Source organism: Helicobacter pametensis ATCC 51478 (genome assembly GCF_000518225.1).
Taxonomy (GTDB): domain Bacteria; phylum Campylobacterota; class Campylobacteria; order Campylobacterales; family Helicobacteraceae; genus Helicobacter_G; species Helicobacter_G pametensis.
On the sequence record NZ_KI912401.1, the window covers coordinates 374,376 to 387,122 of the forward strand.

Genomic DNA, 12,747 nt, shown 5'->3' on the forward strand with positions numbered 1-12,747 from the left:
AAATACATAACGCTTATTATAACCCGCAATCCCCCTTTCTAGCTTCAGAATAAGATCCCTACTCGCATCCCAAAAACTAAAATCAATGCATGATCATTCACTTCTTTCTCCACTCCTTTTTGGCAAGCTTTACAGCCTCCAAGACATTAGCAATCCCACCAGCAAGTGAAAAAAGCCAGTATTTATGCAAAAAGATGAGTTCGATCTGTTTGGCTCTTCGTTGCATCTCATCATGCGTATTTCTCACAAGAACCCTTGCGATATCAAGCTCTTGATGGAAAATATAGGATTGAAGCGCATCGACAAACAATGTGTGAAAGATAGGTTCTTTAAAAAACAATTTGATTTTCTCAATCTCTTGGCTTAAGACATCCATTTTTTTATAATCAATATGCTCAAGCTGTTTTTGTTCATTGAGCTGCTCTAGCTCCTCACAAAACTTGGCAACTTTGAGAAAAACCTTTTCGATTTGCTTTTGTTTTTTCTTCCCTTCCTTAAGCCAAGTATCGCACTTCTCTTTGATAAGCCCCAAATACTTATGATGCATCTCTTCTTTGGGAAACTCTAAAATTAATGGAGGCTTGACATCTTGAGAGATTCTAGAAATCGCTTCTCTAAAGGGGATTTCAAGACATCCCTCAATCCTTGCCCCACCTTCAGTGGCATTGATCACCTCAATCGGATAAGGCGTATTTGCAATATCACGCTCATAAAAATTCAAAAACATTTGCCAAACTTGCGTACTCTCTACCTTGCCCCCACCACCATATTTTGTGACATAGACTTTTTGCCCCTTGGGTTTGATTTCATTTTTTCCATAAATCGCACCCTCTGAGTGCGAACTACCATCCTCTCCAAATGCCAAATCTTGCCCAATAATAATGCATCGTTTAAATCTTGAATGGACAATCAGCTCATATGCCATATTGGCAGCACTCATCCCTATACCAAGATAACCATATTCATGAATCTCAAAAAAGGTCGTATAGCCAAAGGGGCGATAGCTATACTGGATCAATCCACCCTTAGATTCAATAGCCTTTTTAAGTCGTGGATGCACAATTGAAGTAATTGCAAAAATCACGCCTTCAAAAGCTTCTTTTGGAGTTTCTTCATAAAATTTAGCCGTAGCCTCAACTCTCTCAAGAGAAAGGACAATATCAGGCTTGATTCCATGCTGATACAAAATAGGAAATGAAGCATCGATACAGAAAATAGTCGCATACTGAGCAACTTGCTTGAGGAGTGGAAGCTGCTTGTAGAGACTAGGACCCGTGGAGACTATGATTGCTGTATCACGATTTTTGAGCTTTAAGACAAGATCGATCAGTGTTGGAGTCTGAATCGTCTCTGGAAGATTTGCGATGTGATGCTTGATCCCAATGATAGCATCTTTGGCATCATTTCCCACAGCGACCACAAGATGCTCAATCGCCCTAATAAAACTTTGATTGATTCTCAAAAAATCATCACGATATCGCTCATAATAGGCATTGAAAATCTCAAGCATATAAGTTTTGACATAAAATTTTGAATGCTTATCATTCTCAAAGAGCCAAGCCACTCCCTGATCATCAAGACTCTCACAAAGCACAAGCTTCCCATCCAAAATCTCTTGTGAAAAATCAATAAAATGTATTGCAATAAACAAAATCTCAAGCTCAGGCTCGATCACCACAATTCTTCTGCGAATCTCTTGATCCAACAAAAGCTTATAAAGCACACCATTACCCATCCCATAAAAATACAAGTAAGGATAATACGCATACTCTCCTAGTGTCTCAAAGCGCTTCATCGTCTCTTCAAGAGGTTGAGTGGCAAAAAGTGCGACAGTGTTTTGCTTGTCGATGATATTGTAGTTAGCGATATCATCACTCATAAACACTTCATATTTCTGATTTGGAATCACTGCTTGAAGTTTGAGCGCAAGATTTGGATTTTTGATCGCAATTGATGCAAGATTGGATTCAAAAAAATTATTCATCTTTAAGCCTTACTAGGATTTACCCCCCCCCCCCCATCAAATCCCCAAATGTTATTGCAAAAGTCTCAAAACATTCTGCTGAACTGCATTTGCTTGAGCCATGGCAAAGCTCCCGCTTTGAGCCAAGATATTATGCTTAGAGAATGTCGCAGATTCTTCAGCGAAATCCACATCACGGATTTGTGATTCTGCTGCTTTTACATTGACTTGTGTGACAGAGATATTATTGATCGTTGAGGTGAGCTGATTTTGCACAGAACCTAGATCTGATCTGATCTTATCAAGCTGAATCCTTGCTGACTCTGCCAAGTCCATAACAATCATCGCTCCCTCCAAGCTCGTCACACCAGAGCTTAAACCTTGTGCATTTAAGTTGGCTTGTGCCACATTGGCATTGGCTCCAGAGGCAGAAGCCACATTGGAATCAAAATTTCCAAGCAAAGATCTTAGAGCGATCGTCGCCTCAGCGATTCCTTGTGCAGAATGGAATCCAACATGACTAAAGTTTGTCCCACTTACGACGATATCCCTTGCACTGGTTCGTGTCAATGTGAGACGGCCAACGATTGCGTGATTGGTGCCTGAGATTCCTGCAAAGTTTCCACCACCAAACACTGCACCTGATGCACTAATTGTCTGAATTGAAATTGCTCTTCCATCCAAGCTTTTGAGATTGATTCTTCCAGTGATATCCACATTTGCTTCAACTCCTGTAGAATCTTTGACTGCATTGATTGCATTGACTAGTTTTCCATCAGAGTCATTTTTCTGAACGCTATCAACTGTCCCGATATTAACTCCATTGATTGTCAATCCTCTGACTGTCCCTGATTGAACTGGCATTCCACCTGTGGCCATAACATTCCAGCTAGCTCTTACCCCAAGCTTATCTGAATAGCGATTGATCGCCTCACTCAAAACACCAATTCCAGTTCCAGCTGAGTTTGAAATCTTGACTGTTTCGATTTCATACTGCTGAGTTCCATTGACTTCTTTGAAATTGAAAGAAACCTCTGTGAGATTCTTAGCCCCAGCACTCGCTTTCATTCCCACACCATCAAAGGATGCTGTTTCCATACGAACATGACCAATTTTGTCTGAATTAGTTGATCCAATACTTGCTTTGACTGTTGTGTTGGAAAAAGCACCGATTTGAAATTCTTTATTGGTAAATGCACCTGAGAGCATTTGCTGACCATTGAAGCTTGTTGTGTTGGCGATATTATCCAACTCTTCTAGCAATCTTGTGATGTCTGCTTGAAGAGCTTTTCTTGTTTCTGTGGTTTGTCCATCTTGAGCAGCTTGAATCGCCTTAGTTTTGATTGTATCAAGGATTTTGATCTGCTCATCCATCGCCTTATCAGCAACTTGGATCATCCCAATCGCATCATTGGCATTTCTAATCGCCTGTCCCAATCCTTCACTCTGAGATCTCAAGCTATCAGCAATCGACATCCCCGAGGCATCATCTGCTGCTTTATTGATCCTAAGACCAGAACTCAACTTCTCCAATGAACTACTAATAGACCGATTATTTTGCACACCAATGCTGTGAGCATTTAATGCTGCAATATTTGTGTTTATCCTAAAACTCATGCCGTATCCTTACTGAAGAAAATTACAACGAGAGTTTTATAAGCAAGATGCGTTCCACAAATTAAATCAGGATTCCAAAATATGAGATCAATAAAGCTAGAACGACCAATTCAAGGTGATCAGTCAATAAAAAATAGAAAAATCAGAAGAGAAAAAGATGGCCGGGAGAGAGGGATTCGAACCCCCGGAGGTGTGACCCTCAACGGTTTTCAAGACCGCCGCTTTCGACCACTCAGCCATCTCCCGTTTGTGATGATGGAGGCGACACTCGGATTCGAACCGAGGAATCAAGGCTTTGCAGGCCCATGCCTTACCACTTGGCTATGTCGCCATGGTGCCCGAGGCCGGACTTGAACCGGCACGAACGCAATGTTCGAGGGATTTTAAGTCCCTTGTGTCTACCATTCCACCACCCGGGCCTAGGGCACACTACTAAAATATAAGGTTATCTTCAAAAAGTAAAAAACATGGAGCGGGAAACGAGGATCGAACTCGCGGCCCCAACCTTGGCAAGGTTGTGCTCTACCACTGAGCTATTCCCGCATCAAAAAAGTGGAATTCTAACAGGGAAAGCCAAAAAAATCAAGATGTTTTCAGAAGTTTTTGACTAAAATACGGCTTCTAACCCAAACTTCCCCTAAGGACAGATCGTGCTAAACTCATTTCAAACCTACCCTTTTGAAAAGCTCTCCCTTCTTCTAGAAGGTATTCAAACTGAAGCTGAAAATGTAGTTGATCTAACGATTGGAGAACCTCAATTTGAGACTCCAAAACCCATCCAAGAAGCTCTTCAAAACTCCACACATCTGCTCAGGAAATATCCCAAATCTGCTGGGGAATCTTCTCTTAAAGATGCACAAATCAATTTTATCAAGACGCGCTTTGATCTCTCTCTTGCACCTCATCAGCTCATCCCCACATTTGGCACAAGAGAAGTTTTGTTCAATTTTCCACATTTTCTGCTCTCCAACAAATCAGACGCTCACATCGCCTATCCCAATCCTTTCTATCAAATTTATGAGGGTGGAGCCATCGGAGCCAAAGCTCAGATCATCCTAATGGATCTCACAAAAGAGAATCAATTCAAACCCTCACTGACCCAAAGCGATCTTCAAAAAGTCAATCTTGTGATTCTCAACTCTCCTAATAATCCCACAGGAAGTATTCTCACGCTAGAGGAGCTTTGCACTTGGGTTGAACTTGCCCTCAAATATGATTTCATCATCTTAAGCGATGAATGCTATAGTGAAATCTATCAAGACACTCCTCCCCCAAGTATTCTAGAGGCTTGTCTTCAGGTCCAAAATACTTCTTTTGATAACATTCTCGCCCTCAATTCCATCTCCAAGCGCTCCTGCGCTCCTGGTCTAAGAAGTGGATTTATCGCTGGGGATTCCAAACTTCTTGAGGCATATCAGCTCTATCGCACCTATATAGGATGCGCTATCCCCCTCCCTCTCCAAGAAGCTGCAAAGGTAGCTTGGAATCTCTCAAGTGAACCAACACGCCTTCTATATGCGCAAAATCTCAAAATCGCTCAAGATATCTTTCCTCAAACTCAAATCTCACCTTATACATTTTATGTCTGGCTTGAAGTGGGCGATGAGCTAAGTTTCACTACAATGCTTTATAGAGATTATGGGATCAAGGTTCTTCCAGGAAGTTTCTTGGGACGCAATGGAGCAGGCAAAGGTTTTGTGCGTCTTGCACTTGTCTATCCTCCCTCTATGATCTCTATCGCTCTTCAAAAGATTCAATACGCACTCAAACACTTCAAGGAGGACAAATGAATATACACTGCATTGGTATCGGTGGGATTGGTATCTCAGGAATCGCACGCTATCTCAAATCTCAAGGCCACACCATCAGTGGATCAGATATCGCCTCCAACAAAATCATCAAAAATCTTCAAAAAGAAGGATTCCAAATCTCTATCCCCCACAATCCCCAATGTATCTCTGATCAACATCTCATTATCCACTCTGCCATCATCAAGGCTGATAATGTCGAGATTTTGGAAGCACAAAAGAAAAATATCCGCATCCTCTCCCGCAAAGAAGCACTCAAAGAAATCTTGAGCAATCGACAAGTCTTTAGTGTCTGTGGTGCCCATGGCAAAAGCACGACAAGTGCGATGCTTAGTAGCATCCTTCCTCATTTTGGGGCTATTATTGGCGCAGAGAGCAAAGAATTTGGCAGCAATGTGCGCTGCTCACAAAGCAATGGCCTTATCTTTGAAGCTGATGAATCAGATCAAAGCTTTCTCAACTCCAATCCCTATTGCGCCATCGTTACCAATGCTGAACCTGAACATATGGAAAACTACAACTACAATCTAGAAGAATTTTATGGTGCTTATGAAGCATTTCTCACACAAGCCCAAAAACGCGTCATCAATATGGATGATCCATTTTTGCAAACTCTAAGCCTTGAAGCCTTGCGTCTCTATCCTCAACGCGATATCCAAAATCTCACATTTTTTCTCAAAGAAGGTGAGCCCTATACTCGCTTTGATCTCAAGAATCTAGGGACATTTGAAGTATGGGGACTTGGGAATCACACAGCACTCAATGCTTCTTTGGCAATCTTGGCAAGCTTAGATGAGCTCCCCCTTGAGGAGATTCGCCACAATCTCTCCAGCTTTCAGGGCATCAAAAAACGCTTTGATATTTTGCACAAAGATCAAGCGGTGATTATCGATGATTATGCACATCATCCTACAGAGATCAAGGCTACTCTCCAAGCCCTTCAAGCTTACAATGCACTTCGCACTCCCCTCCCCATCACTTGCATCTGGCAGCCTCATAAATATTCTAGATTCCTAGACAATCAAGAGGCCTTCATTGAGTGCTTCAAGGGCTGTGATCGATTGATCATTTTGCCTGTTTGGAAAGCTGGAGAAGAACATCAAGAAATCGACTTTGCCTCTCTCTTTGCCCGATACCATCCCACATTTGCCACACATATCACACGACACCATGATGGGATTGCACTTTGTGATTCTAAGGGAGAATTTGAATATCTTAGAGAGGGAATTATCATCGGACTTGGGGCTGGAAATATCACAGAGCAACTAAGAGGAACACTTGAATAATCTCATCCAAAAACTTGATCTCTCAGATTTTATCGCCTCTTTTGTAGATTTTTTTGCACGCCCAAAGGAGATCACTTTGCAAGGAGATGAGGGATTTCATATCGCAGCACTCAAAGAGCTTGAGACTTTCACACTCCCTCCTCTCCCCATCATTCCCGATCTCAATTCACAACTAATGCTCTTGCAAAAATTTGGAATCCTCAAACTAGATGAAATCGTGGCATTTTCTAAGATTATTGCTTATTTTTCCCTTATTCAAAAGGCAAGCTTTATCCCCAAAGATGGGATATTGAAAGCATGGCTTGAGAAGATCATCATCCCTCCAAATCTCATTGAAATCTCAAAATATTTTGATCAAGAAGGTGAGATTAAAGAGGGGCAATTTGATGAATTAGATGGCTTGCGACACGCTCTTGCATCCAACAAAAAACAAATCTCCAAGCTTTTTTCTCAACTTCTTGCGCAAGATCGATTAGCTCCCTATCTTGTAGATCGCCAGATTCACTATCTCAATGGAAATGAATGTTTATTGCTCAAAGCTGGATTCAATCACAGCATCAAAGGTCTCATCATCTCAAGATCACAGACTGGATTTTTTTATCTCTGCCCTGAGGGGATCATCAAACTCAAAGAAAAAGAAACTCAAATCCAAGATGCCATCCAAAATCTCATCTTTCAAATCTGCAAAACAATCAGTCAAAGTTTTCAAAAACACTTAAAATTTTTGAAATTTATCAACCAAAGCTTTGACACACTCGATCATCTCAATGCACGCAGTCAATTTGCCAAAAGTAAAAATTTGCAATTCCTTTTCAGATCACATACCCAAGAGCTTATTTTGCATGACTATGCACATCCAGCACTCAAAAATCCAAAACTTCTCAACCTCTCGCTCAAACAAAACCTACTCATGATCACAGGTGTGAATGCTGGAGGAAAAACGATGCTACTCAAATCCATCTTGAGCTGTGCCTTTTTGAGCAAGTATCTCATCCCTCAAAAAATCAATGCTCAAAAATCTAAAATTGGCTATTTCAAACAAATCCATGCCATCATCTCTGATCCACAAAATAGCAAAAATGATATTTCCACATTTGCAGGCAGAATGCTTGAAATCTCCAAGATTCTCAATGCTGATTCGATGCTTTTGGCAATCGATGAGATTGAGCTTGGAACAGATTCTGATGAAGCTTCTAGCCTCTACAAATCCATCCTTGAGCATCTATTGCAAAAAAATAATAAAATCATCATCACCACGCATCACAAACGCCTCGCATCTCTTATGGCCACTCATCCCAAAGTCGAACTTTTGGCTGCACTTTTTGATGAAAAAAATCAAATTCCCACTTTTGGATTCTTACAAGGAAGTATTGGCAAAAGTTATGCATTTGAAACCGCAATGCGCTACAACATCCCTCCAAGCCTTATCCAAAGAGCGAAAGAACATTATGGTGATGACAAAGAAAAACTCAATGCTTTGATTGAAAAATCAACACTTTTGGAACTTGAACTCCATCAAAAAAATCAGCAACTCACCCAAGAGATTCAAAAAACTCAAGATAGACAGCGACAACTCCAAGATCAAATCCAAGACAACAAACAAGAGCTACTTCATTTCAAGCAAAAGCTCCAAAAAACCTATGATGAAGCACTTCTAGCACTCAAACAAGAAGCAAAAAGCCTCACAAAGATTCATCAAAATATGAACAAGGCCAATCAGATTCTCAAAACCCAGCACACAATCCCCACTCCAAAAATCACCCAAGAACTTCAAATCGGACAGAGGATCAAATACCGCAATGAGAGAGGAGTCATCATCGGAAAAAACACCAAAGGCTTCTTGATCGAATGCGAAAATGGTATGAAACTCAAAGCCTTGGCTCATGAACTCACACCCATCCATCACAATCCACCCAAACCTCAAAAGATCAAGACCAAAATCACAGCTCCCAAAAATACAGTTGGAATCAGTCTTGATCTCCATGGTTTACGCGCTGAAGAAGCACTAGAAAGGGCTGATAAATTTCTATCTGATTGCCTTTTGGCAGGATATGATGAAGTTCTCATCTATCATGGGATTGGTGGGGGTGTTCTCTCCAAAGTGATCAAAGACTTCTTGCTTTCTCATCCCAAAGTTGTGCGCTTTGAAGATGCACCACCTCAAATGGGTGGATTTGGAGCCAAGCTTATCTGGCTCTAATGTCTTTTGGTATCTGAATTGCGCTCTTGGATCGTCTTAGCGACCCTTGAGGCACTCTCTCTGATTTGATCCATAAACTCTTTGGCCTCATTAGCAAATCTCACACCATCTTCAACTTGTGAGATACTTGATTTGATACTTTCGACCACCTGTCCTGTCACATCACGAATCGAATTGATCGTGCTTGTAATTTCTGTGATGGAATAGCTTGTGCGCTCAGCAAGCTTTCTCACCTCATCAGCCACCACAGCAAAACCTCGTCCATGTTCTCCAGCTCTTGCAGCCTCAATAGCAGCATTAAGTGCCAAAAGATTGGTCTGATCAGCAATATCTTTGATCGTCTGAATCACAGATGTGATTTCATCTGATTGCGCACCAAGACTTGCTACAAGAGAAGAGCTTGTCTGCATCATTTCAGAGATTTCTCTCATATTGTCTGTCGTTTTTTCGATGACGCGTGTCCCATCTGTTGTAAGGGCATCATTTTCTTGAGCCATTTCTGAGGCGATACGCATATTTTCTCTATCATTGAGGATTTGAGGAGTGATATCTGTTGCGATTTTGATCACGCGATAGGGTTTTCCTTTGGGATCCAAAATGGGAGTGTAGCTTGCCTCAAGCCAAATCTCCTTGTTATCCTTCCCGATTCTCTTAAATTTATCAGCGATAAATTCTCCAGATTTGAGACGATTCCAAAAATTGGCATATTGATCTGATTGGACAAAGGAATCTTCACAAAAAATTTGATGATGCTTGCCTTTGATCTCCTCTAAAGCATAGCCCACAGTCCGAAGAAAATTCTCATTTGCATCAACAATATTTCCAAAAATATCAAACTCAATAGTCGCCATTGAGCGATTGAGTGCTTGAAGTGTGTCTCGTGATTCTTGAGCTTGAGTGATAAATGTCGTGATATTTGCACTGATTGCATCTACTCTAATCAGGTTTTGATTTTCATCAAAGATTGGGCTAAATGCGACATAAAACCACACCAAGGCTCCATCTTTACTGATTTGTGAATAAATCCCTGATGCATCTTTTCCACTTTTGATCGCAAGCCACAATTGCTCATAATCAGCTTCTGACACATTTGGATTTCTAATCCCTCTATAGCCGATCCTTTTGAGCTCCTCTAGCGTGTAGCCCACAGCCTCAAGATAATTCTTATTAGCATCCAAAACCTCATTATTTACCCCCAATCTTGCGATACAAAATCCTTGATCAAGCGCACTTAGCAAAGCACCCTGTTCTTTGATAATTTTTTGAAGTTTTTGAATCTTTTCTTGTAAACCCCGATTGAAAAACACCGCTATCTCCTTGAATGTTTTTTGATATTATAAACCTTTCTTTACTACATATCTTTCCCTTCACAAGGTTTATTTATGTTTAATATTGTCTTAGTTGAGCCCCGTATTCCACAGAATACAGGAAATATCGGAAGGCTTTGTGTTGCAGGATGGGCAAGATTGCATCTCATCCATCCCCTTGGCTTTCAAATCTCCCAAAAAGAACTCAAACGCGCAGGGATGGATTATTGGGAAAAACTTGCAGTATATGAATGGGAAAATCTAGAGCATTTTTGGCAGTCTTTCCCTCCCGATTCTAATCATTTCTTTCTCTCTACAAAAGGAGTGCGCAACTATTTTGATGCCAAACTTTATGATGAATGTTTTTTGTATTTTGGGCGAGAAGATGCTGGCCTCCCTCCTAAGATCTTGCATCAATACTCTCAAAGTGTTTTGACACTACCCATGAGAGATGGTATTCGCAGCATCAACCTTGCTACATGTGTCGGAGCAGTTTTGTATGAAGCAATCAGACAAAACTATCCACATATCAGCGAGCAATCTCTACCACACGACTTTCTCTAATCAAATGCACTTTGATCTCCCCAGGATATTGGAATCCTATCTCAATCTCTTTGGCAATCTCTCTAGCCAAGATTGCACAAGCATCATCATCTAGCATCATAGAATCCACAATCACTCTAAGCTCCTTACCTGAGTCAATCACATAGGCTTGTTTCACTCCACGCTTTTTGAGCACAAGAGATTCAAGTTCTACAGCACGCTTCAAAAAACTCTCTAGTGCTTCTCTCCTAGCTCCCGGTCTAGCAGCAGAAAGTGTATCAGCACAGCATACAGCGGCTGATTCGATACTCAAAGCCTCTTCATGTCCATGATGAGCTCTAATAGCATTGAGAACCACTGGATGCTCATTGTGCTTTTGACAGACTTCATATCCCAAATCCACATGATTCCCACCCAATTCTTGAGTCAGACTTTTTCCAATATCATGCAAGATCCCAGCCCTTCTTGCAAGCCTAGCATCCCCACCCAATTCTCCTGCGATGATTCCTGCAAGCTTTGCCACCTCGATTGAATGTCCAAGTGCATTTTGTCCAAAACTTGCACGATATTTAAGTCGTCCAATCATTGTTTTAAGCTCAGGATGCATATATCCCAACTCCAAATCAAGCACAACTCCCTCACCTTCTTGCAAAAGACTCTCTTGCATCTCCTCACTCACACGCTTGAAAACTTCCTCAATCCTTGAGGGTTGTATCCTGCCATCTTCAATCAATCTTTCAAGCACACGCGTAGCAATCGCCCTTCTATAGAGGTTGAAACTACTAAGAGTAATAGTCATAGGAGTTTCATCAATGATGACATCTACACCTGTAATCATCTCAAAAGTCTTGATATTGCGCCCATCTTTTCCGATCACTCGCCCCTTCATCTCATCGCTTGGAAGAGTAATCACATTGATCAATCTCTCTTGGGCAAACTCTCCAGCATAGCGTGTCGTAGCTTGTGCGATGATATTATTGGCTTTCTTTCTAAGATCGATTTTGAGCTCATTTTCATAATGGCGGATCAGACGCCCTTTATGAGCGATCAGATCCTCTTCATACATTGCAAGAAGTTCTTTTTTGCACTGCTCTTCATCCAACTCAAGAGATTGATTCAATAGAGCTTTGAGTTTTTGTTTGTCTTTGAGATTTTGCTCTTCTAACTGCCTGCATGCCTCCTCTCTCCCCAAAAGCTTCTCTTGGGTTTTTTGATTTTGCTCAAACATCTCTTGATTCTGCTTCTTTTGCATCTGAAGTTCTTTTTCCAAAAAATGCAATTCACGAAACTTTTTCTCATAAATAGAGCGCAATTCATCTTCTTTGGCACGCACCTTGGAAAAATCACTCTCTAATCCACCCTTATCTTTCAAAAATTGCCTAAAAGCGAGATATAACCCAATGACTACAATCAGAATTAAGATAATAAGACCTACTTCGATAATTTCCATTTTGTCTTTTCCCCTTGATGTTTAAAAATGCACGCGAAGATACGATCAAATCGGCCCTCACATCGTGATCATGTGTCACATTTTGTCTTGAAAAAATTAAAAATCTTGCAGCAAAAATTATATAAGGTTTGCCAACATTTCCCTCCAAAAAGCGATCATAATATCCACACCCAAACCCAATGCGCCTCATTGCAGAATCAAAGCCCAAAATAGGCACGATCGCTAGATCAATCTTTCCTTGATAGGGAGTGAAACTAGAAGATTCTGAGATCTTGTATGCTCCAAGTCTTAGGGGCAGACGCAAACTCACAGCCTCCATCACTTCTCCATTTACTTTTGGCACCAAAACTGTGATCTTTTTTCTTTTGAGTTCAAATGCAAGACTTTTGAGGTTTATCTCATGAGGCATGGGAAGATAGAGCAAAACACATTTGGGCTTTTGAGCACAAATCCAATGGAGCAAAAACTGAGAAACTCGTTTATCATGAAGCCAAATATTGGGCTTTTGCGAATAGGATTTGAGGTGTTTTTTTGCAAAATTTCGTATTTTTGTCTTCAATGTTTTCTCCCAAG

Annotated in this window: 9 protein-coding genes, 4 tRNA genes and 1 pseudogene; 4 read left to right on the forward strand and 10 right to left on the reverse strand. The window is 41.0% G+C overall.

What is annotated here, in order from left to right:
- Positions 1-97 precede the first annotated feature (97 nt).
- The 6 genes from T391_RS0106470 to T391_RS0106495 all read right to left on the reverse strand — a co-directional run bounded on the left by T391_RS0106470 (position 98) and on the right by T391_RS0106495 (position 4,123).
- Positions 98-1,984 (reverse strand): motility associated factor glycosyltransferase family protein, encoded by a 1,887-nt coding sequence (locus T391_RS0106470; protein WP_027327645.1) that lies wholly within the window; start codon positions 1,982-1,984, stop codon positions 98-100.
- Between the two features lie 51 nt (positions 1,985-2,035).
- Complete coding sequence (locus T391_RS0106475) at positions 2,036-3,580, reverse strand: flagellin B (RefSeq protein ID WP_027327646.1); 1,545 nt, start codon at positions 3,578-3,580, stop codon at positions 2,036-2,038.
- Between the two features lie 158 nt (positions 3,581-3,738).
- Positions 3,739-3,826, reverse strand: a tRNA-Ser gene (locus tag T391_RS0106480).
- A gap of 10 nt (positions 3,827-3,836) precedes the next feature.
- A tRNA-Cys gene (locus T391_RS0106485) sits at positions 3,837-3,911 on the reverse strand.
- Position 3,912: 1 nt separating this feature from the next.
- Positions 3,913-3,999 (reverse strand) — tRNA-Leu (locus T391_RS0106490).
- Positions 4,000-4,048: 49 nt separating this feature from the next.
- A tRNA-Gly gene (locus tag T391_RS0106495) sits at positions 4,049-4,123 on the reverse strand.
- Between the two features lie 107 nt (positions 4,124-4,230).
- Between T391_RS0106495 and T391_RS0106505 the strand changes: the two genes are divergently transcribed.
- Genes T391_RS0106505 through T391_RS0106515 form a run of 3 tightly spaced genes read left to right on the forward strand, consistent with a single transcriptional unit; the run spans position 4,231 to position 8,874 of the window.
- Complete coding sequence (locus tag T391_RS0106505) at positions 4,231-5,370, forward strand: succinyldiaminopimelate transaminase (RefSeq protein ID WP_027327647.1); 1,140 nt, start codon at positions 4,231-4,233, stop codon at positions 5,368-5,370.
- Entirely contained in the window at positions 5,367-6,674 is a 1,308-nt protein-coding gene (gene murC / locus T391_RS0106510) for a UDP-N-acetylmuramate--L-alanine ligase (RefSeq protein WP_027327648.1), read from the forward strand. The genes T391_RS0106505 and murC overlap by 4 nt, the downstream gene beginning before the upstream one ends.
- Entirely contained in the window at positions 6,667-8,874 is a 2,208-nt protein-coding gene (locus T391_RS0106515; RefSeq protein ID WP_027327649.1) for an endonuclease MutS2, read from the forward strand. The genes murC and T391_RS0106515 overlap by 8 nt, the downstream gene beginning before the upstream one ends.
- Here T391_RS0106515 and T391_RS08805 read toward each other — a convergent pair.
- Together T391_RS08805 and T391_RS08810 are read right to left on the reverse strand one after the other, a co-directional pair.
- Positions 8,871-9,389: a methyl-accepting chemotaxis protein gene (locus T391_RS08805; RefSeq protein ID WP_420806133.1), complete on the reverse strand. Its 519-nt coding sequence runs from the start codon at positions 9,387-9,389 to the stop codon at positions 8,871-8,873. The two genes, T391_RS0106515 and T391_RS08805, sit on opposite strands and share 4 nt — an antisense overlap.
- A gap of 33 nt (positions 9,390-9,422) precedes the next feature.
- Positions 9,423-10,181 (reverse strand): annotated as a pseudogene (locus T391_RS08810) (PAS domain-containing protein); the annotation flags it as partial.
- Between the two features lie 75 nt (positions 10,182-10,256).
- Between T391_RS08810 and T391_RS0106525 the strand changes: the two are divergent.
- Positions 10,257-10,745, forward strand: coding sequence for a tRNA (cytidine(34)-2'-O)-methyltransferase (locus T391_RS0106525; protein WP_027327651.1), 489 nt, complete (start codon positions 10,257-10,259; stop codon positions 10,743-10,745).
- Here T391_RS0106525 and rny read toward each other — a convergent pair.
- Together rny and T391_RS08460 are read right to left on the reverse strand one after the other, a co-directional pair.
- Entirely contained in the window at positions 10,711-12,174 is a 1,464-nt protein-coding gene (rny, locus tag T391_RS0106530; protein ID WP_034584047.1) for a ribonuclease Y, read from the reverse strand. The two genes, T391_RS0106525 and rny, sit on opposite strands and share 35 nt — an antisense overlap.
- Positions 12,104-12,733, reverse strand: coding sequence for a 5-formyltetrahydrofolate cyclo-ligase (locus T391_RS08460; protein WP_158654385.1), 630 nt, complete (start codon positions 12,731-12,733; stop codon positions 12,104-12,106). The genes rny and T391_RS08460 overlap by 71 nt, the downstream gene beginning before the upstream one ends.
- Positions 12,734-12,747 lie beyond the last annotated feature (14 nt).